At 70.7% G+C, this 18,643-nt stretch carries 23 protein-coding genes; 14 read left to right on the forward strand and 9 right to left on the reverse strand.

Annotation, left to right across the window (positions count from 1 at the left end):
- Positions 1-89 precede the first annotated feature (89 nt).
- Complete coding sequence (locus ABH937_RS12070) at positions 90-515, forward strand: nuclear transport factor 2 family protein (RefSeq protein WP_280689705.1); 426 nt, start codon at positions 90-92, stop codon at positions 513-515.
- 211 nt (positions 516-726) lie between these two features.
- On the opposite strand, the gene ABH937_RS12075 is transcribed toward ABH937_RS12070, so the two are convergent.
- Positions 727-1,140, reverse strand: coding sequence for a hypothetical protein (locus tag ABH937_RS12075; protein WP_370218193.1), 414 nt, complete (start codon positions 1,138-1,140; stop codon positions 727-729).
- Positions 1,141-1,539: 399 nt separating this feature from the next.
- Between ABH937_RS12075 and ABH937_RS12080 the strand changes: the two genes are divergently transcribed.
- Positions 1,540-2,202, forward strand: coding sequence for an RNA polymerase sigma factor (locus ABH937_RS12080; RefSeq protein ID WP_370218194.1), 663 nt, complete (start codon positions 1,540-1,542; stop codon positions 2,200-2,202).
- A complete protein-coding gene (locus ABH937_RS12085; protein ID WP_280689702.1) occupies positions 2,199-3,011 on the forward strand; it encodes a hypothetical protein in 813 nt (270 codons plus the stop codon). The genes ABH937_RS12080 and ABH937_RS12085 overlap by 4 nt, the downstream gene beginning before the upstream one ends.
- Positions 3,012-3,337: 326 nt before the next feature.
- Here ABH937_RS12085 and ABH937_RS12090 read toward each other — a convergent pair whose 3' ends face one another.
- Entirely contained in the window at positions 3,338-3,538 is a 201-nt protein-coding gene (locus ABH937_RS12090) for a DUF397 domain-containing protein (RefSeq protein WP_280689701.1), read from the reverse strand.
- A 2-nt stretch (positions 3,539-3,540) separates the two neighbouring features.
- On the reverse strand, positions 3,541-4,368 hold the full coding sequence (locus ABH937_RS12095) for a helix-turn-helix transcriptional regulator (protein ID WP_280689700.1): 828 nt from the start codon (positions 4,366-4,368) through the stop codon (positions 3,541-3,543).
- A 619-nt stretch (positions 4,369-4,987) separates the two neighbouring features.
- Here ABH937_RS12095 and ABH937_RS12100 point away from each other — a divergent pair.
- A complete protein-coding gene (locus ABH937_RS12100; protein WP_280689698.1) occupies positions 4,988-5,335 on the forward strand; it encodes a hypothetical protein in 348 nt (115 codons plus the stop codon).
- Between the two features lie 187 nt (positions 5,336-5,522).
- Here the strand turns inward: ABH937_RS12100 and ABH937_RS12105 are convergent, their stop codons facing one another.
- Positions 5,523-5,942 (reverse strand): hypothetical protein, encoded by a 420-nt coding sequence (locus tag ABH937_RS12105; protein ID WP_280689697.1) that lies wholly within the window; start codon positions 5,940-5,942, stop codon positions 5,523-5,525.
- Positions 5,943-6,029: 87 nt separating this feature from the next.
- Between ABH937_RS12105 and ABH937_RS12110 the strand changes: the two genes are divergently transcribed.
- Complete coding sequence (locus ABH937_RS12110; protein ID WP_280689696.1) at positions 6,030-6,239, forward strand: NUDIX domain-containing protein; 210 nt, start codon at positions 6,030-6,032, stop codon at positions 6,237-6,239.
- 463 nt (positions 6,240-6,702) lie between these two features.
- Here the strand turns inward: ABH937_RS12110 and ABH937_RS12115 are convergent, their stop codons facing one another.
- Positions 6,703-7,143, reverse strand: coding sequence for a MerR family transcriptional regulator (locus ABH937_RS12115; RefSeq protein ID WP_280689695.1), 441 nt, complete (start codon positions 7,141-7,143; stop codon positions 6,703-6,705).
- Positions 7,144-7,209: 66 nt separating this feature from the next.
- Here ABH937_RS12115 and ABH937_RS12120 point away from each other — a divergent pair, with 66 nt between their 5' ends.
- Positions 7,210-7,998 carry an amidohydrolase family protein gene (locus ABH937_RS12120; protein WP_280689694.1) on the forward strand — a complete coding sequence of 263 codons (789 nt, stop codon included), beginning with the start codon at positions 7,210-7,212 and terminating at the stop codon, positions 7,996-7,998.
- A 132-nt stretch (positions 7,999-8,130) separates the two neighbouring features.
- On the opposite strand, the gene ABH937_RS12125 is transcribed toward ABH937_RS12120, so the two are convergent.
- Positions 8,131-9,102 (reverse strand): ScbA/BarX family gamma-butyrolactone biosynthesis protein, encoded by a 972-nt coding sequence (locus ABH937_RS12125; RefSeq protein WP_280689693.1) that lies wholly within the window; start codon positions 9,100-9,102, stop codon positions 8,131-8,133.
- A 132-nt stretch (positions 9,103-9,234) separates the two neighbouring features.
- On the opposite strand from ABH937_RS12125, the gene ABH937_RS12130 reads away from it, so the two are divergent.
- The 3 genes from ABH937_RS12130 to ABH937_RS12140 all read left to right on the forward strand — a co-directional run bounded on the left by ABH937_RS12130 (position 9,235) and on the right by ABH937_RS12140 (position 11,424).
- Positions 9,235-9,867: a ScbR family autoregulator-binding transcription factor gene (locus ABH937_RS12130; protein ID WP_280689692.1), complete on the forward strand. Its 633-nt coding sequence runs from the start codon at positions 9,235-9,237 to the stop codon at positions 9,865-9,867.
- Between the two features lie 83 nt (positions 9,868-9,950).
- Positions 9,951-10,664, forward strand: coding sequence for an HAD family phosphatase (locus ABH937_RS12135; protein ID WP_280689691.1), 714 nt, complete (start codon positions 9,951-9,953; stop codon positions 10,662-10,664).
- Positions 10,665-10,668: 4 nt separating this feature from the next.
- Positions 10,669-11,424 (forward strand): SDR family NAD(P)-dependent oxidoreductase, encoded by a 756-nt coding sequence (locus ABH937_RS12140; protein WP_370218196.1) that lies wholly within the window; start codon positions 10,669-10,671, stop codon positions 11,422-11,424.
- Between the two features lie 72 nt (positions 11,425-11,496).
- On the opposite strand, the gene ABH937_RS12145 is transcribed toward ABH937_RS12140, so the two are convergent.
- Both ABH937_RS12145 and ABH937_RS12150 read right to left on the reverse strand, forming a co-directional pair.
- Positions 11,497-12,735, reverse strand: coding sequence for an IS701 family transposase (locus tag ABH937_RS12145; protein WP_370218197.1), 1,239 nt, complete (start codon positions 12,733-12,735; stop codon positions 11,497-11,499).
- Between the two features lie 281 nt (positions 12,736-13,016).
- The gene (locus ABH937_RS12150; protein ID WP_030235313.1) at positions 13,017-13,220 is read right to left on the reverse strand and encodes a cold-shock protein; all 204 of its coding nucleotides are present in this window, start codon (positions 13,218-13,220) and stop codon (positions 13,017-13,019) included.
- Positions 13,221-13,590: 370 nt separating this feature from the next.
- On the opposite strand from ABH937_RS12150, the gene ABH937_RS12155 reads away from it, so the two are divergent.
- The 5 genes from ABH937_RS12155 to ABH937_RS12175 all read left to right on the forward strand — a co-directional run bounded on the left by ABH937_RS12155 (position 13,591) and on the right by ABH937_RS12175 (position 17,979).
- Positions 13,591-14,490: a menaquinone biosynthesis protein gene (locus ABH937_RS12155; protein ID WP_280689880.1), complete on the forward strand. Its 900-nt coding sequence runs from the start codon at positions 13,591-13,593 to the stop codon at positions 14,488-14,490.
- Positions 14,491-14,659: 169 nt separating this feature from the next.
- A complete protein-coding gene (mqnC, locus tag ABH937_RS12160; protein ID WP_280689688.1) occupies positions 14,660-15,880 on the forward strand; it encodes a cyclic dehypoxanthinyl futalosine synthase in 1,221 nt (406 codons plus the stop codon).
- A gap of 4 nt (positions 15,881-15,884) precedes the next feature.
- Positions 15,885-16,472: a hypothetical protein gene (locus ABH937_RS12165; RefSeq protein ID WP_280689687.1), complete on the forward strand. Its 588-nt coding sequence runs from the start codon at positions 15,885-15,887 to the stop codon at positions 16,470-16,472.
- Between the two features lie 192 nt (positions 16,473-16,664).
- Positions 16,665-17,243, forward strand: coding sequence for a hypothetical protein (locus tag ABH937_RS12170; protein ID WP_280689686.1), 579 nt, complete (start codon positions 16,665-16,667; stop codon positions 17,241-17,243).
- Positions 17,244-17,286: 43 nt separating this feature from the next.
- Positions 17,287-17,979 (forward strand): demethylmenaquinone methyltransferase, encoded by a 693-nt coding sequence (locus ABH937_RS12175; RefSeq protein ID WP_280689685.1) that lies wholly within the window; start codon positions 17,287-17,289, stop codon positions 17,977-17,979.
- A 12-nt stretch (positions 17,980-17,991) separates the two neighbouring features.
- Here ABH937_RS12175 and ABH937_RS12180 read toward each other — a convergent pair whose 3' ends face one another.
- Positions 17,992-18,432, reverse strand: coding sequence for a GNAT family N-acetyltransferase (locus tag ABH937_RS12180; protein ID WP_280689684.1), 441 nt, complete (start codon positions 18,430-18,432; stop codon positions 17,992-17,994).
- Positions 18,433-18,643 lie beyond the last annotated feature (211 nt).

The raw sequence follows: 18,643 nt of genomic DNA on the forward strand, positions 1-18,643 counted from the left end.
ACCCACCGGCGCCCCGCTCTGCGGACACCAACGAGTGCCCCGACCTCTCGGGTGCACCGTGCCCCGAGCGCACCGAAGCGAGGAGCGTCATGACCCACCGGCCACCCGTCCCCCCGTTCACCGAGGCCACCGCACTACTGAAGGTCCAGGCCGCCGAGGACACCTGGAACACCCGCGATCCCGAACGAGTCGCCCTCGCCTACACGGAAGACTCCGAGTGGCGTAACCGCGACGTGTTCCTGCACGGCCGCCAGGAGATCGTCGCGTTCCTGCACGCCAAGTGGGAGCGCGAGCTGAACTACCGCCTGCGCAAGGAGCTGTGGGCCTACACCGACAACCGGATCTCGGTACGCTTCGAGTACGAGTGGCATGACGCGTCCGGGCAGTGGTGGCGCAGCTATGGCAACGAGCAATGGGAGTTCGACGCGAACGGCCTGATGCGCCGCCGCTACGCGAGCATCAACGACCTGCTGATCGGCGCGGACGAGCGGCGGCTGGCCCCCGGGGCCGGCTGACCACCCGGCCCCGCCTGGACAGCACTGCCACCACCCGGGTGCCTGTTTCTTCCGGCTTTCTCTAGTCCCACAGTTCCCAGGGCTTCGGCGTAGCCAGTAGTACCCGATCTGTGATCATCTGACCCGGTGAGGATGAGAGGTGCTCGCGGATCCTGATTCTCCGCCGTCTGGGCCTGATGGACCGTCAGACCCACCAGCGGTCGTGAGACAGCTACGGCCTGGGGCCACTGGCTGGCCGGGCTGGGAGCGTCATCGGCGGCGCACCGGCGAGGTGCGGCGCCGGGGGGCGCGCCGGAGCACTCTGCGCGCGGCGGCGCCCGGGGGTGCCGATTCCAGCGCCTCTTCGACGAAGCCGCGCAGGGCTTTCCCGGCCGGGCGGGCGTCGAGTTCTTCGACCAGGGCGTGGCGGGGGCAGCCGCTCCGGTTCGACCTCCTCCAGGTTGTCGCGCACTGCCTGGGCGCGGGCGGTGCGGCCGGTGGCGGCGTAGTGGACGGCCAGCGTGTCCTCGGCGCCTGCGGCCACTCCCCACCACAGCTCGGCCTCGGTCTCCCGGCCCAACCCGTAGAGGAGGCAGCCGAAGGCGGTGGCGCCCACGGTGTCCAGGAATTCCAGGAAGCGCGCCATCTCGCCGACCGAGGCCTCGTCGGCGACGTTCGAACACAGGTGGCGCAGGTCCCGTCGTTGTCGATGATGCGCTCCGAGAGGAGGCGCGTGAACGCGACCGGATCATGCCCCTCGAACTCCTTCGCCAGGGTCTCGGCATCGGATTTCAGAAGCTTGTGGAGATCCACTCCTCAGTTCCCCTCTTGGTCGCTGCGGGGGTCGAGCAGGTGCTGCAAATGTCGCCATCCCAGGCTGTAGTACTAGGTGCCGCGCTACCGTGCGACCGTCTGTGGCCGCTGGTTGCGCGGCTCGTTCAGTCCCGGCTCCGGCCGGCCCGCCAGGCAGGAGGGCCGCCGGGCCCCACCCGGGCATGTGGCGTGGATCACGGCAACGGCCGGGTGCGGTCGGACAGGTACGGGTGTGGACAAATCGATTCGCGCCCGGGTGCGAGCCGGGGATTCAGTGGCGTTCGGGCAGATCTTCGAGGATCACGCCCGCGCGGTGCACCGCTATGCCGTCCGGATGACCGGGGACCGGGCCGTCGCCGAGGACGTGGTCTCACTGACCTTCCTGGAGGCCTGGCGCCTGCGTGCGCGGGTCGACCCCGAGGGGGAGAGCCTGCGGCCCTGGCTGCTGGGCATCGCCACCAACGTCATCCGCAACACCCGCCGGGCCGCGCGCCGTCACCAGCAGGCACTCGCCAAACTGCCGCCGCGCGAGGCCGTGCCCGACTTCGCCGCCGAGCTGACCGGCCGTATCGCCGACGCCGAGCAGCTCGCCGCCGCGAAGGCCGCGCTGGAGCAGCTGCGCCCGGCCGAGCGGGAGGTGTTCGCGCTGTGCGTGTGGGAGGGCCTCGACCACGCGGCCGCCGCTGAGGCGCTCGGCAAACCGGTCGGAACGGTCCGCTCGCGGCTGTCACGCGCCCGCAGCCGATTGCGGGAACTCACCGCCAAGGAGCTGGCCGCAGCCCGCTCCGCAAGAAGCACGCACCCCCCGGAAAGTACGCAACGCACCGGCATCTGCGGACAGGTAGCAGGAGACCGCGCGCTCGCGGTCCGGTCGACCAAGGAGACGATCCGATGAACGCCACCCCCCGAGGCCGGTCCCAGCAGACCGAGCGGGAGGAGCTGGCCCGGCTGCTGCCGGCCGCGGCCGTACCGGAGCTCTCCCCTCACCGCCACTTCCTGCTGAAGGAGCACCTGATGGACGCCGTGACCGAGCACTCCCGTAGCGCTGCCAAGCGCCGGACCCTGGCCCTGCGGGTGGCGCTCCCGATGGGCCTGGCCGCCGCCGTCGCCGTCGCCGGGGTCACCCTCACCACCGGGGTCGGCCGCTCCCCCGCACCCGCCCCGGTCGTTGCCGGCGGCGGCGCCAGCGCCGGGAGCCAGCCGCTGGGGAACGTCACCAACGCCGCGTACACCCTGCAGAGCGGCAGCGACGACCTCGTCAAACTCACCATCCTGGACGGCTACAAGCCGGTCGACGCGACCCAGCTGCAGCGCGACCTGGACCGGGCCGGCGTCCGCAGCCGCGTCTACGCCGGCGAACCCGGCTGCCACGCCCCCGACCCGACGATGGCCTCCTACCCGCCGGAGACCGAGGCCAAGGGAAACCAGGACGGCGGACAGGGCCGGCTGGCGGCCTACGGCTGGGACATGGAAGAGGAAGCCAGCCAGGACGGCGGCCGGCAGGTCCTCACCATCCGCCCCAGTGCCATCCCGGCCGACCTGCAACTCTTCATCTACCTGCCGCTGGCCAAGACCGACCCGGCGCACAGCTCCCGCGAACTCCAGGCCGGTCTGATGCAGAGCCCCGCCCCCAACTGCATGCCCGCCAAGACCTACGTCAACCCACTGGCCAGCCTGTACCCGACACCGGCGCCGACGCACTGACCTCTGTCGATGCCCCGTCACCGGACTTGCCTCCGCTCGGAGGTCCGGCGGCGGGGCACTTGGGGGGATCGAGCAACTCCGCGACGAGCTGGCCGCGTTCGTGGTCGAGGTCTGATCTGCCGACCCGGTAGCCACACGCACGCGAGAAGACGCTCGACCTGGTTGCCTACAACAGCCCGACGGTTGGGGAGCTGTATGCCGAGCCGGCGTCTGCGGTGAACGAGGCTGCGGCGAAGGTGCCTGCCACGGTCTGAGTGGGCGCAGAACGCAGCGAACCCTCGACCGGTTTGGTCGCGGGTTCGCTCTCTGTGGGTCCCGAGGACGGCTCACACGTCGCCGAACTCGCCACCCTTCACGCCCGCTACGAAGGCAGTGAAGCCCTCGGGGGAGAAGAGCAGGGCGGGGGCGTTGGGGTTCTTGGAGTCGCGGACGGGGACCACGCTGCGAAAGTTGTCGGCGACCTCTACGCACGCGCCCTGTTGCTGGCTGTAGGTCGACTTTCGCCAACTGGCCTGAGATATGTCCATACTCACCCAAGGTCCTCTCGAACAGCGCGGATCAGCTCGATGGATGCAGTCTCGGAAAGTGCGCCCACCTGAAGACGATGGTAGTTCCTATCCCAGGTGGTAAGGGCTCTGGGATCGCGTTGAACGTGGCCTTGACCTTCGGACTCCGAGTACCCGATCAAGCTTCGGTCAGCGAGTGTCAGCAGATGCACGGGGAGTGCGAACGGACGATCCGCGCCCATGGAGTAGGGGGCTACCTGGATGATCGTCCCTGGACTCTGGGCGCGCTCTTCCAGCGCGACGAGTTGCCTGGCCATCACTGCCCGTCCGCCAACAAGCCGACGGATGCAGCTTTCATCGAGAACGGCGTGAAGTAGGGGTGCATCAAACGCGGTGAGGCCCTGTTGGCGGGTAAGCAGGCGTGCGCACCACTCGTCGGCCTCTTCCCGGCTGATGGTTCCTCGCTGTACCTGGGCGTCCACGAGCGCTCCGGTGTACTCCACCGTTTGAAGCAGGCCCGGTATCACTCCGATCTCGAAGACTCGAATCTCTCGTGCCTTCGCCTCCTTCGCGGCGTACCCCTCGAAGCCGTCAAGCAGTGAGGCGCGTCGAACCTCGCCGTGCCGATCAACCCACAGTGTTCCTGTTCCGAACGCTACGTCAGCTGCGGTGGCAAATCGGAGAGTTGGAGACTTGCGGCCAATTTCTACCGCCGAGATGTGCACTGCCGAGTAGCCCATGCGTTCGCCGAGCTCCTCCTGCGTCCACCCGCGCTCCTCGCGTGCGCTGCGGATCTGAGCGCCGAAGCGGGCGCGCGGCGACGCATCCGGGTCCAGCTCTGAGCGATTCAAGATCTACTCTCCCTCCAGATCTGGCGCGGTTGAAGGCTTCTTGACTGTACGGGACAGTGAGTCGTCCTAGTAGTGGAATCACTACGGAGAGGAGCGACGATGGGTGCAAGCAGATCGCCCAAGCCCCCAAAGGAGCTGTACACGCCCCGCGTTGGCGAGGTGGTGCGGGACGCCAGGACCGGCCGGACCGGGGTGTACCAGTGCCCCGGGTACGGCAAGTACCCCACGGTGTTCCTCCGGCCGGAGGGCGGCGGAGTGGAGTGGGAGGTTCCGGCCAGCGAGGTTGAACTAGTGCCTGTCGCAGGCGAGTTGGAGCCAGTCCGGCAGTCCGGGGTCCGTAGCCGGCCGCAGCACAGGACCGAGCTGTGAAGCCCCGAGCTGGCCGCGCTGCGGACTTCGCCGGCAGCCCGATCTCGCTGCCGCCCCGCCACATGTGGCGGTGGGGTCGGTGTGTGTGCTGCGACCGCCAGACCGTCGTTGCCCCCGGTCCGCAGATCCACACGGACGAGGGTAGAGAAGTCACTCTCCCCTACTGCCTGGTGGGCTTCGAGCGGGCCGCCCGGTACACCCGACGCGCCCAACTGCGAGCCGCCCTCTATGACCTGGGAAGGGCACTCGCGTGAGCCGGCTGGAGCGGGCGGACGGCAGCCGCGTCTTGCTGGATCCGCCACCGCTCACCGGCTCCGCGGTGGGGCGCGGACGACACACCAAGATGAAGGAACAGCCCGTGAGCACGATCGCGACCATTCGCCAGCCCGGTGACAGCCTGGCGCGGCCCTACGACCACACCGCTGCCGAGGCCGACCTGCGCTTGCTCGGCCGGCACCTTGACGACCAGGCGAAGGCGGGCGCGAGCACGGCCATGCTCGACGCGACGCTCGGCGTGATGCGGTTGGTGCACACGCGGATCGCCACCGAGTCGGCCGTCCGCCGCCCGAAGGCGCTTCGTCGGCTACTCGTCGGGTGAGCCCAGTCGGCTCGACCGACGAGACCTGGACCCCCGCGCAGCCGAGTCCTGGGGAGGACGCTCGCCGGCTGCCCGCCCCTGCCGCAGCAGCGCGCGCCGGTTAGCCGGGGCGGGCCGCTACTCGGCCCAACGACATGAAGGAAGCGGGGGTGCTCGGCACCCTCCTCGAGCTCAGCGACGCAGGCGGTCACCGGAGGGCGGCGTGGCGCATGTCGCAGAGGGCGGAGGCCAGGCGGGCGGAGCCGACGGTGGCCGCGAGCGAGGTGGCCTGGGCGGCGTGGTGGTCGGCCTCGGTGCGGTCGCCCTGCCGGTAGAGCACGGTGGACAGGCGGGCAGTTGCCATCGCCCGCACCCGGGTCTGGGCGGTGTCGCCCTCGGCGGCCCGGCGAAGATCGGCGACGACCTGGGGCCTCAGGTGGCCGGCGGTCAGCAGGCGGCGGAACGGGCGCTCCGGCCCGGCCCGGGGCCGTACAGTCCTGGCCATGACCGACACCAGCGCGTCGTGGCGCGAGATCGAACGCACCACCGTCTTCAGCAAGTTCGGCCGGTCGGTGGATCGCGTCGACTTCGAACTGCCCGACGGCAGGAAGGAGGAGTTCTTCCTCAAGCGCGAGCGCCCGGCCGGCGCGGTGCTCGCTCTCACCGCCGACCAGCACGTCATCCTCGCTCGCCAGTACCGCCCGGCCCCGACCGCGTGTTGTACGAACTCCCCGGCGGCTTCATCGAACCCGGCGAGCAGGCGGCGGAGGCCATCGCCCGGGAACTGCTGGAGGAGACCGGTCTACCAGGGCGAGGTCCACGCCGCCGGACCGTACTGGCACGACGCCTACTCCAACGCCCAGCGGTTCGCCTTCTTCGCCACCAACTGCACCAAGGTCGCCGAGCCGACCCCGGAGTGCACTGAGTTCATCGACGTCGTCACCCTCCCCCTGTCCGAGTTCCGTACCACCGTGCTCCGCAGGGGCGAGATGACCGACACCGCCGCCGCCTACCTCGCCCTGGACTGCCTCCGGCTCCTATAACTCCTCGGGCGACGGCGGGCGAACAGGCGACGGCACCCCAGCTCACCCGCCCACCCCAGGAGGACCCCACCGTGACCGAACGGAGTACCACCGACACCACCCGCCCCGCGGCTCGCTACTCACGGCCGGGGGTTCGTCGTCGGTGCGTCAGATATCGCCGAACCTGTTCGAGCGGGCCGGCCGGTACGTCAAGAAGCATTCGGGATCACCATCACCGAGGCCGGCCAGCGGGTCTGGATCGGTGACGAGGACGGTCCGGGCTGGGAACTGCCCAGCTGACACCAGGCGGCGTCAGACTTCGCGTTTCCCCAGTTCAGAGCCTTCTCGGCGTTCAGTCAGTCCGCGTCACAGCTCTTCGTGCCGGCGCTCTTCTCGAGGTCCTTCAGCGTGTTCCGCTGGTGGACGGTCGGGGCTGCGGGCAGGGTCACGTTCGGCCGGTGGGCCAGCCCACTGCCGGAGTTCCCCGGCCAGCATCCGCCGGGTCGCCCGCAGCGCGGACATCTTGGCGTCGATGTCCGCGATCTGCCCGCGAAGGCGCTCCTGGGCCCGGTCGCACGGCGTGAGTTCGCCGGTCTCGGCGAAGCAGGGGAGCAACTGTGCGACGTCCTCGAGGTCCAGCCCGATGGCCAGCAGGAGTCTGATCCGACGAACTCGCTCGATCGCCTGCTCGGGGAAGTCGCGGTAGCCGTTCGCCAGGCGTTGCGACGGCAGGAGCCCGTTCGCGTCGTAGTGCCGCAGGGCCCGAGGGCTGGCCCCGGTCCGCTGGGCGAGTTCGCTGACGCGCATGACGATTCCACCTCTCCACCTCGCGGGCTTGACCTTGACGCCGGTGGCAAAGTTTAACGTCGAGCCGTGATCATCGACTTCCACGCCCACGTCACCGTCGACCTCCCGGCCCAGCTGGCCCGGGCCCGAGAGGCCGGTGTCGGCCGCACGGTTCTGCAGTCCACCCGCATTCACCCCGAGGCACCGACGACGTTGGACGGCCTGCGTGCGGAGTTCGCCCGGCTGGTCGCGGTGATCGGTGGTGAGATCAGCCCAGAGGAGGAGTTCCGCGCGGCGGTGGACGAGCTCTGCGCTGCTCTCGACACCCACCCGGACGAGACCGTGGGCCTGGCCGGTGTCCGCCTGAACATGACCGCCGACCGGACCCGGGCCTGGCTGGACCACATGCTGGCCCGCCCCGGCATCGTCGGAATCGGCGAACTGACCCCCGCCCCCGGCCAGGCGCGCCTCATCGAGCCGGCGCTCGCGGTCAGCGCCGACCACGGCGGCGTGCCGGTCCTGGTCCACGGCTTCGCGCCGAACACCGCCGACGATCTGCGGACGTACGCTTCGCTGGCCGCGCGCCATCGCTCGGTCCCGGTGGTCGTCGGTGCGTTTGGCGGGCTCAACTGGCTGGAGTTGGTCGACCTGGCCCGGGAGACGCCGAACCTGCACATCGAACTCTCCAGCGCGCTCCAGGTGTTCGCTGTCCGGGCCGCGGTCCGCGAGCTTCCCGAGCGGTGCCTGTTCGGGTCGAACACGCCCTACGGCGACGTGGTCGCGGCGCGGCACACCGTCGAGGCCGCCGTTGCCGATCCGGCGGTCCGCGACCTGGTTCTCGGCGGCAACGCGGCCCGCCTGCTGGCCGGAGGCTGACCTTGCACCCGGTCCGCCCGCACCGCCCGGTCCACCCGCACTGCCCGCACCACCCGCACCACCCGCACCACCCGCACCACCCGCACCACCCGCACCGCGCAGGATCGATAGGGCGCGCTGAGTGACGGCCCGTCAGGCACTGGTGGCGGGTGCCGTGGTCACCGTGCAGGAGAAGCCGATCCGGCCGCCCTGCAGGGCGACAACCTCGACCGCATCCTGATCGCGCACCGTCTCGGCGGCGATCCAGCAGGGCTCGTCGAGTTCGATGTAGCGGTAGAACTTGGCGTCGAACCCCACCGGTATCCGCTCGGTGGAGCCCAGTTGGGCGTGGGCGGCCTGGCGGGCCGCCTCCAGGAGCAGCATGCCGGGGGAGTGGTCGACGGGGTGGTCGAAGAGGATCGGGTGCGAGGTGTCGTTGCGCAGCTGCCAGCGCTGCGGGAAGCGGGAGTCGGCGAGGACCACGTCGGCGGCCCGGCGGCGGCCCACGAGGGCGGCGGGTATCGGCGGAGTGAGCGGCGTGGCGGCGGCCATCGCCCGCTGGGCGTCGGCGCGCTCGCCGCGCAGGCGCTGGTAGACGGCCGGCGGGTTGCTGGTGAAGCGGGCGACCGCGGTGGCCGCCCGGCGGCCGGCCCGCAGGGCGACCACGGACATGGTCAGCGAGGCCAGCCGGGCGCGCCGGCGGACCACGTCGGAGCAGGTGATCCGCAGTTCGAGCTCGGCCGGGCCGTCCTCGATCCGCAGCGCCGCCGGGTCGACCCGGTAGCTGAAGTCCTGCCAGATCAGCTGGTGTCCGACCGGGACGTCGTAGGCCACGTGCGAGATCAGCGGGATGTTCTGCCGCACGGTCTCGGCGAACAGCAGCGGGTCGAAGTCGCCGTTGTCGCTCTGGTAGAAGGCGTGTTGGCGGGGCCAGCGCGCGCCGACGGCGAAGGCGTCGGGGCCGGTGCGTCGCCAGCGGGTCAACAGCACTTCGTCGGCGGCGAGTTTGTGGACGTACTGTTGGAGTGCGGGACCGCCGGCGGTGCATCGGCCTGGCGCGGGCTTGGTCGGCACGGGAGCTGTGGTGCAGGGGTGGAGCTGCGCGGTCTGGATGGTGACGGTCATCAGAGCTCTCCCGTAACGACGGCTGGGGCGACGTTGATCGCTCGGAGCCTGGCGGGCCGGGCCCGAGAGTTGTAACATAACGTGTGTTCGTTTTGTTTGTCGAGATTTTGTTCGCCCAGAGAGGTCAGTGGCTTGTCGCCGGAGCCGAAGCAGGAGCGTGCCGTCAGGACGCGTGACGAGATCCTCCAAGCCGCGGCCCAGGTGTTCGACGAGCACGGCTACCACGGCGCCAGCATGCGGGAGATCATCAAGCGGGCTGGGGTCACCCTCGGCGCGGTGTACTTCCACTTCCCCAACAAGGAGGCGCTGGCCCGCGCGGTGATGACCGCTCAGACCCCCACGATCATGCCCAGGCTCGCCTCGCAGGGGCTGCAGCGACTGGTGGACCTGACCCTGGTCTGGTCGCGTCAGCTGCAGATCGATCCGGTGCTGCGGGCCGGCGTGCGGCTCACCGGGGAGCAGACCGGATTCGGGCTGAGCGAGGTCGAGCCCTACCGGGTGTGGGTGGAGATCATGCAGGACTGCCTGCGGACGGCCGAGCGGGACGGGGAGTTGCTGGCCGGCATCGACGTGCACGAGACGGCCGAGTTCGTGGTCTCCGCCTGCACCGGGATGCAGATGTACGCCCAGATCGCCACCGGCCGGGCCGACCTGTCCGAACGCACCGTCAGCATGTGGCGGCTGCTGCTGCCGGCCCTCGCCACCGAGGCGGCGGCCAAGGCGATGAAGGTCGGCGTGAAGCGGGCGTACACACTGGTGCCGTGACGGTCCCCGGACGTTTCATGTCCCGACCGTCCGCCCGGTCAGTACCACCAGCACCAGTTTTCGAGAATCAAGGGGGGACTTCCGTGTCCCAGGCCTTCCAACGGCTGCGTCTTGCCGCGCTCAACATCGACGGCGTCCTGCTGAACGACACCTTCAGCCCGGTCATCCACCACTTCATCACCAGCCGCGGCGGGCAGTACAGCGCCGAGGTGGAGCAGCGGATCTTCTCCCAGCCGCGCCGGATCGCCGGCGTGGAACTGGCCGCCGCCGCCGGCCTGGCGGTGAGCGGGGAGCGGGCGCTGGAGCTCTACTTCGGCGAGCGGGACGCCTATCTGGCCCGGCATCCGATCGAACTGGTCGACGGCGCGGTCGAGTTGCTGAAGCGGCTGCGTTCGCTGGGGCTGGCCACGGTCTGCTACGGGGGGCTGGCCAAGGACCATTTCGACGCGTTCCTCGGTGAGTACGCCGAACTCTTCGACGGTCCCGGCTACGTCTGCACCAACGACTTCCGCCCGGGCATCCGGGAGATCACCACCGAGGTGTTCGGCCTGGGCTACGACCAGGTGGTGTTCGTCGACGACGTGGCCCGGGTCGCGACGGGGGCCAGGGCGCTCCAGGTGCCGTTCATCGGCCACCCCAGCACCTTCGAGCACAGCCACCAGCGGGAGTTGATGCGCGTCGCGGGCGTGCGCCACCTGGTCGACTCGCTCTGGTCGATCGACGAGCCGCTGCTGCGCCGGATCGACGCCGAGGCGGCGGCCGGCAGCGTGTGGGCCGACCTGGCAGCGGGGGAGTAGCACCATGCTCGATGGCAGGACGATCATGATCACCGGCTCGTCCAGCGGGATCGGCGCCGCCGCCGCCCGGCTGTTCGCGGCCGAGGGGGCCGCGGTGGTGCTGATGGCGCGCCGGGCCGACCGGCTGGCCCGGCTGGCCGAGGAGATAGCCGAGGCCGGCGGGCGCGCCACGGTGGCGGCCGGCGACGTCACCGAGCCCCGGGACGTGGAACGGGCCGTGGCCCTCGCGGTGCAGACCTACGGACGGCTGGACGGCGCCTTCAACAACGCGGGTTGGGCCACCGCCGGGACCCCGTTGCACGAGACGGACGACGCGGTCTTCGGCCAGGTCATCGACGTGAACGTGCGCGGCGTCTGGAACTGCCTGAAGTACCAGATCCGCGCCATGCTGGCGGCCGGCGGCGACGGCTCGATCGTCAACACCGCCAGCGTCGCGGGGGTGATGGCGACCGGTACCACCGCCTCCTACATCGCGGCCAAGCATGCGGTGATCGGCCTGACCAGGGCCGCGGCCGACGAGTACGGGCAGCGCGGGATCCGGGTCAACGCCCTGGTGGTGGGCAGCACGCGCACCGAGCTGATGGAGGAAGTGCTGGAGGAGACACCGGAGTTGGCCGACTCGTTCACCTCCCGCTCGATGCAGAAGCGGATCGCGGAGCCGATAGAGATCGCCCAGGCCGCCGCCTGGCTGTGCAGCGCCCGCTCCTCCTTCGTCACCGGCGTGGCGATGCCGGTGGACGGCGGCTGGACCGCTCGCTGACTGCTGGCTGACTGCTCGCTGACCAGAGCAGTTCGGCGGTTGATCAGGTGAGGACCCGTGCCGCCGCCGGCGTCACACACCGGCGGCGGCACAGGTGAGTTCGGCCAGCCGGTCGGCGGCGTACAGGCCCTCGGTGGTGGTGTCACCGTCTCCCGGCGGGGTCAGCCGGCGGTATCCGTAGGCGGCCGAGACCAGGGTCATGTGGTGGTGCCAGCCGGGGAACGAGCGGCCCTCGAAGTCGAGCAGGCCGAAGTCCCGGGCCAGTTCGTCGAGCGCGCCGGTGGTCCCGCCCTCCAGCGCTGCCAGGGCCGTCAGCTGGTCCAGCGAGTGGTCGGTCAGGTTGGTGAGCCACACCCGCGCGGGCCGCTCGCCCGCCGCGCGCCACTCGCTGAACAGGCGGTAGTTCTGGCGGACGCCGGGCAGGGTGACCTGCCCGGCGAGCATCCGGACATGCCGGTGCCGGCGGTCGTCGGTCAGCAGGGTGGCGGCGGGCGAGTGCCGGGTGTTGTGCTGGTGGAGGTAGGCCCGGGCGCCGACCGGGCCGTGTCCGCCGGTGGCGGCGTACTGGTAGCCGCGGCTCGGCGACCAGATGGTGGGGAGCACCGGCAGGGTCGCCGGCACCGCGAGGACGAACTCGTGGCCGCGCCGGCTCAGGCCGTCCACCAGCCGGTCGGCGTCGGGGTGTTCGCTCAGGTCGGCGACGACGGGGACCCGGGCCAGCGAGGTGCGGGCGGCCATCGCGTCCACCAGCTGCAGGGTCAGCGCCCAGAGCGGCTGGTGGCGCACGGTGGCCGGGATCCGGGCGCGTTCGCGCAGTTCCGGGGCCCCGCCCCAGCGCTCGGGCAGCAGCAACTGCCAGTCGACCGGGATGTGTTCCTCACCCGAGGAGACGAAGAGGCCGACTCCCAGCTGGCAGTTGATGGTCCGTCCGACGCTCGGGACGAAGCGCCGGTGCACGCCGCAGGAGTGCTCACCGCGCTTGGGCAGCACGGCGCTGCCGATGGTCCAGGCCCGGGGCAGGGTGTGCCGCTCGGTCAGCCGGGTCAGCTCGTGCCGGGCCGGCGCCCAGTCCCACGGGCTGGCGTTGACGAACTGCTGCAGCGATTGGGCGGTGGCGTCGGAGCCGCCGGCGGCCGCGGCCAGCCGCCGCACCGATTTGCGGCCAGGGGTGGTGAGCAGGCCCTGGAGGTAGATCCGGGCCCAGCGGCGCTGGTCGGCCCGGCTCAGATGGCCGAAGAGTGCCTCGGTGAACGCGCAGACCCCGGGGCCGGGCTCCCGTGTGAGGGGTCGCTGCGTCTGCTGCTCCACCATGTCGCTTCCCTCCCGCGTCGCACCGACCTGCTTCCGGAAGAATAACGAACGTTATATTTTTTTGTGCCAAAGGTCGTGCGACTTCGTCAAGTCCACCAACAGGAGCAGGCCGCCCGAACCGGACCCGGCGCTGAAAAACGGCAGGGGGCCCGCGTGGCGGGCCCCCTTGGTAGTGCTAGTCGTGCTCGTGCGGCCCACGGGAGGGCCGGCGGTGGACCCGGCTCGGGGCAGGGTCCTGAGCGATCAAGCCGGAAGGTGTTCCGATCGCGCCGAGAAGGCGATCAGATCGCGGTGACGTTCTCCGCCTGCGGGCCCTTCGGGCCCTGGGTGACGTCGAAGCTGACCGCCTGGTTCTCCTCCAGCGAGCGGAAGCCGTTCGCGTTGATGGCGGAGTAGTGGACGAAGACGTCGGGGCCGCCGCCCTCCTGGGCGATGAAGCCGAAGCCCTTCTCAGCGTTGAACCACTTGACGGTTCCCGTGGCCATGCCGTTCTCCTTGCGAGGGACGTGTTGGATACCACACCGTGTGGCATCCGGTCCGCTGCGCTGATCGCCCCGCCTCCGGAGTGGGCCCGGAGTTTTTCGCACAATGCTGAAAAACTACAAAAAGCCCGCGGTTACATGCTCCGCAGGCTTCAAGTACTGCAAGGGGAATCAAACTGCAACTGGCAGAAACCGTAGCACGGAGGCGCGGGCTCGACCAGAGGTGTCTCGCGGTACCAGAGGGGCGTGTCGGAGTTGGCTTGAAGTGTGTCGGACGGGGGTCGCGCGGGCCCACCGAGCGCCCGGGCATACCCTGCGAAGACCGGACGAACGGGCAAAGGAGCACGCGGTGGCTGATCTGGTCGAAGAGGCAGTGGGAACCGGTGTCGGCAGCGGTTCGGGCGGGGCCGGAAGTGCCCCGCTCACCCGGCCGCGGGTCGGCCACATCCAGTTCCTCAATTGCGTTCCCCTCTACTGGGGGCTGGCCCGCACCGGCAGCCTGCTCGACTTCGAGCTGACCAAGGACACCCCCGAGAAGCTCAGCGACCTGCTGGTGAACGGCGCGCTCGACGTCGGCCCGATCACCTGCGTGGAGTACCTGCGGCATGCGGACGAATTGGTGGTTCTCCCGGACATCGCGGTCGGCAGCGACGGCCCGGTGATGTCCTGTGTGATCGTCAGCAAACTTCCGCTGAGCGAACTGGACGGTAAGAGCGTCGCGCTGGGTTCCACCAGTCGGACGTCGGTCCGCCTCGCCCAGCTGCTGCTCGCCGAGCGCGAGGGCGTCCACCCCGAGTACCACAGCTGCCCGCCCGACCTGGACGCGATGCTCGCCACGGCGGACGCCGCCGTGCTGATCGGCGACCCGGCGCTGCGGGCCACCCTGGAGGCGCGGCCGGACAGCGGGTACACCGTGCACGACCTCGGGGAGATGTGGAAGGAGTGGACCGGGCTGCCGTTCGTCTTCGCCCTCTGGGCGGCCCGGCGCGAGTTCGTCGACCAGCGCCCTGAGCTGGTGGCGGCCGTGCACCGGGCGTTCCTGGAGTCCCGGGACCTCTCGCTGGCCGAGGCCGACCAGGTGGCCGCGCAGTCGGCGCGCTGGGAGCCGTTCGACGCGGCGGTGCTGGAGCGGTACTTCAGCCAGGCGCTGGACTTCTCGCTCGGCGAGCGGCAGCTGGCCGGCATCGCGGAGTTCGCCCGCCGGGTGGCCCACGACAGCGGCTTCGCCCCCGACGTGACGGTCCGTCTGCTGGAACCCGCCCCGCTGGTCTGACACTCACCGGCGCCCGGCCCGCTGAGCTGGGCGGCAACCCGCCGCCGACTCCCCCCCGCCCGGGGGAGCCGGCGGTCTCGACCCCTGGCGTAGGCTGGTCCGGTCATGCCGCCGGGGCCGAGCCGCCAGCTCTTTCCCGGCCAACCCTGGAGAGAAAGAAGGCCGCCAGGTGTCCGAGCCCGCAGCGACTCTCGACGCGCCCAGCACCGACCTGCAGGCGGTCCTCGACCGGGCGGCGGCCGGCGGCCGGATCTCGGCCGAGGAGGCGCTGGAGCTCTACCGCTCCGCGCCGCTGCACGCCCTGGGCGCCGCGGCCGACGCGGCCCGCCGGCGGCGGTACGCGGGTGTCGAGCACATCGCGACGTACATCATCGAGCGCAACATCAACTACACCAACGTCTGCGTGACGGCCTGCAAGTTCTGCGCCTTCTACGTGGCGCCGAAGAGCGACAAGGGCTGGTCGCGCGATCTGGACGAGATCCTGCGCCGCTGCGCGGAGACCGTCGAGCTGGGCGGCACCCAGATCATGTTCCAGGGCGGCCACCACCCGGACTACGGCGTGGAGTACTACGAGCGCGCGTTCTCGGCGATCAAGGCGGACTTCCCGCAGCTGGTGATCCACTCGCTGGGCGCCTCCGAGGTCGAGCACATGGCCCGGATCTCGAAGGTCTCCGTCGAGGAGGCGATCACTCGGATCCACGCCGCGGGCCTGGACTCCTTCGCCGGCGCCGGCGCCGAACTGCTGCCGGAGCGCCCGCGCAAGGCGATCGCCCCGCTCAAGGAGTCGGGCGAGCGCTGGCTGGAGATCATGGAGACCGCGCACCGGCTGGGTGTGGAGTCCACCTCCACCATGCTGATGGGCACCGGCGAGACCAACGCCGAGCGGATCGAGCACCTGCGGATGATCCGCGAGGCGCAGGACCGCACCGGCGGCTTCCGCGCCTTCATCCCCTATACCTACCAGCCGCAGAACAACCACCTGAAGGGCTCGACCCAGGCGACCGTCTTCGAGTACCTGCGGATGATCGCGATCGCCAGGCTCTTCCTGGACAACATCGCGCACATCCAGGGCTCCTGGCTGACCACCGGCAAGGAGGCCGGCCAGCTCTCGCTGCACTACGGCGCGGACGACCTGGGCTCGGTCATGCTGGAGGAGAACGTGGTCTCGATGGCCGGGGCCAAGCACCGCTCCAACCTGACCGAACTGATCCACCTGATCCGCACCGCCGGGCGGGTGCCGGCGCAGCGCTCCACCACCTACCAGCACCTGCGGGTGCTGGACGACCCGGCCAACGACCCGGTCGACCCCCGGGTCGCCTCGCACATCGCCTCCACCGCGATCGAGGGCGGCACGGCGCACCCGGAGCTGACCATCCTGTCCACCAGCTGACGCGTTGCTGACCCTGCACCGGGCCGCCGAGCTGCGCCCGTCCGGCACCGCCCCGTCGATCACCGACGGGGCGGTGCTGGTACGCGGTGCCGCGATCGCCGCGCTCGGCCGGTACGCGGAGCTGGCGGCGGCCCACCCGGACGCGCGGCTGCGCGAGTGGCCCGGAGCGGTGCTCACCCCGGGGCTGGCCCAGCCGTACGGCGCGCTGCTGCTGGAGCGGCACTACCACCCCGACCCGCGTGAGGGGCTGGGCGTCGAACCCCGGCCGCTGCCGCTCGGCTTCGAGCCGGCGCAGTACGGCGGGCTGGGCGGCAGCGCCCGGCGGGGCCTGCAACGGATGCTGCGCCACGGCACGACGGCGCTGGCCGGCCCGTTCGAGCGGCCCGAGGTGCGGGCGGCGGTGAGCCGCTCGGGGCTGCGGGTGGCAGCCCCGTTCGAGGTGCCGCGGGCGCTGAACACCCTTGCCTTCGAAGGGGTTCCGTACGGAGCGCTGGCCGTAGACGGGCGGGCGGATTTCGCCATCTTCGGTCCGGAAGCCGAGGAGTGCCTGGGTACGGTACTCGCCGGTAGCCTGGTGTACCGCAGTCGCTGAGCCTGCTCCAGGGCAGGCGGGGAGCGGATCGTCAGTCGACGAACTCCGGTGTGGGGATGGTGTGCTGATTCCCCCTCGCCGTGACCTGAGGCACCGCCAGCGGTTACGATCCCGGTTGGTCCCGGTACTTCTCGTGCTCCTTGCCGCGGCCGTGCCAGCAGATGTCCAGGAAAGCCAAGGTCGGCCCAGCCCATGCGATCCCCGTCCGTGACCGCCGCCCCCAGGATCGGCCGTGGCTGGTACCTCGCGGCGGTGCTGAGTGCCGTGCTGGCCCTGGGCATGTGCCTGCTGGGCTGGCGGCAGACCGAGTTGGCCGACAAGATCGGCGCGCACCCGGTCCGGGTCCAGGGCGTGATCACCCAACTCCCGGGCGGCAGCGCCACCTACAGCGGCGTCCGGTACCAGGCGGACGGCCAGCAGCGCAGTGCCACCGACCTGACGTTGCCGGCGCAGGCCAAGGTCGGCGACCAGATCTGCCTGGAGCACGCCGCGAACGACCCCGGCGCGGTCCGGGTCTGCGACCAGCACTATCCGCAGCAGGCGGGGGTCCGGCTGGCCCAGATCAGCGTGCCCGTCGCGTTGCTGCTCTGCCTGCTCTGCGTGCTGCGGATCACCCGGCACCGGCGCAGTCTGGGCGTGCGAGTCCGGCGGGCCCGGGTGGTCACCACGGTGGCGCTGGCCACCGAGGCGCTGGCCGAAGGGATGCCGGCGATCACCCAGGGCAAGCGCTCGCGACGGCGCCGCAAGGGTGGGCGCCGCGCGCTGAGGTGAGCCCGGCGCGGGGCCGGTCGGTGTCAGGGTGAAGAATGGGGCCGTGACCCGAGCCAACCTGGACAAGCAGCCGAACGAAGTCGCCGCCATGTTCGACGACGTCGCGGCCAAGTACGACCGGACCAACGACGTCCTCTCGCTCGGCCAGGCCCGGGCCTGGCGCCGCGCGGTGGCCGAGGCGGTCGGCGCCGGGCCCGGTGACCTGGTGCTGGACCTCGGGGCCGGGACCGGCACCTCCTCGCTGCCCTTCCTGGACGCGGGCGCCAAGGTCGTCCCCTGCGACTTCTCGACCGGCATGCTCGCCGAGGGCAAGCGCCGCCACCCCGAACTGCCGCTGACCGCCGGCGACGCCACCCGGCTGCCCTTCGCCGACGCCTCCTTCGACGCGGTCACCATCTCCTTCGCGCTGCGCAACGTGCACGACACCGACGCCGCGCTGCGCGAGATGCACCGGGTCACCAAGCCCGGCGGCCGCGTGGTGATCTGCGAGTTCTCCACCCCCACCTGGACCCCGCTGCGCACCGTCTACACCGAGTACCTGATGCGCGCGCTGCCGCCGGTGGCCAGCAAGGTCAGCAGCAACCCCGACGCGTACGTCTACCTCGCCGAGTCGATCCGCTCCTGGCCCGACCAGCCGGAGCTCGCCGCCAAGCTGCAGCAGGCCGGCTGGACCAAGGTGGCCTGGCGCAACCTCACCGGCGGGATCGTCGCCCTGCACCGGGGGACCCGGGCCTGACCCGCACAGAGGTCAGCCGAGTTTGCGGGCCATGATGAGCCGGTCGTGGCCCGGGCCGAAGTACGCCTGCCGCCGGTCGATGGTCTCGAACCGCATCGACCGGTAGAGGTTGAGGGCGATCTCGTTGTTCGGCTCGACGCTGAGGCGCACCTCGGCGACCTCGTCGGCGGTGAGCCGCTCGATCGCCTCGCGCATCAGCAGCCGCCCGTACCCCCTGCCCCGGTCCCGCGGGACGACGCCGAGCCCGAGCACCCAGCTGTGCCGCCGGTCGTCGGGGGTGGTGGCGAGGATGGCGTAGCCGGCGAGTTCGCGCTCGTGCTCCAGGACCAGGAAGCGCTCGCCGTGGACCTCGAACAGCTGACGTAGGACGAAGAACTGATAGGCGTCGTCGAGGAAGATCACCTGATCGATGCTGTGGAGCTGGTCCAGGTCCCGTTCCGTCGCGCATCGCACGGTCGCGGCGTCATTCTTTCGAGTGGACTCTCGCACAGCTTGACCTTCCGTCGAGTTGACAAAGGTTGCATGGCGTACAGGTGCTTCGGTGGGGTCCTGGTGGGACGCTGGAGTCGATTGTCCGACTGCGGCGTCATAAACCCAAGACCCTTGCCAGTGCGATACTCTGACTGTCATTCAGCAACTCTCAAGTGGACCGTAGCGCTCCGGA

Origin of the sequence: Kitasatospora sp. GAS1066B (genome assembly GCF_041262605.1) — a bacterium.
Classification (GTDB): Bacteria; Actinomycetota; Actinomycetes; order Streptomycetales; family Streptomycetaceae; genus Kitasatospora.

Coding starts and splice junctions, on each gene's coding strand:
- ABH937_RS12070 (WP_280689705.1), top strand. CDS start 90: ATGACCCACCGGCCACCCGTCCCCCCGTTCACCGAGGCCACCGCACTA.
- ABH937_RS12075 (WP_370218193.1), bottom strand. CDS start 1,140: ATGGCGCGCTTCCTGGAATTCCTGGACACCGTGGGCGCCACCGCCTTC.
- ABH937_RS12085 (WP_280689702.1), top strand. CDS start 2,199: ATGAACGCCACCCCCCGAGGCCGGTCCCAGCAGACCGAGCGGGAGGAG.
- ABH937_RS12090 (WP_280689701.1), bottom strand. CDS start 3,538: ATGGACATATCTCAGGCCAGTTGGCGAAAGTCGACCTACAGCCAGCAA.
- ABH937_RS12115 (WP_280689695.1), bottom strand. CDS start 7,143: ATGCGCGTCAGCGAACTCGCCCAGCGGACCGGGGCCAGCCCTCGGGCC.
- ABH937_RS12125 (WP_280689693.1), bottom strand. CDS start 9,102: ATGACCGTCACCATCCAGACCGCGCAGCTCCACCCCTGCACCACAGCT.
- ABH937_RS12140 (WP_370218196.1), top strand. CDS start 10,669: ATGCTCGATGGCAGGACGATCATGATCACCGGCTCGTCCAGCGGGATC.
- ABH937_RS12145 (WP_370218197.1), bottom strand. CDS start 12,735: ATGGTGGAGCAGCAGACGCAGCGACCCCTCACACGGGAGCCCGGCCCC.
- ABH937_RS12150 (WP_030235313.1), bottom strand. CDS start 13,220: ATGGCCACGGGAACCGTCAAGTGGTTCAACGCTGAGAAGGGCTTCGGC.
- ABH937_RS12170 (WP_280689686.1), top strand. CDS start 16,665: ATGCGATCCCCGTCCGTGACCGCCGCCCCCAGGATCGGCCGTGGCTGG.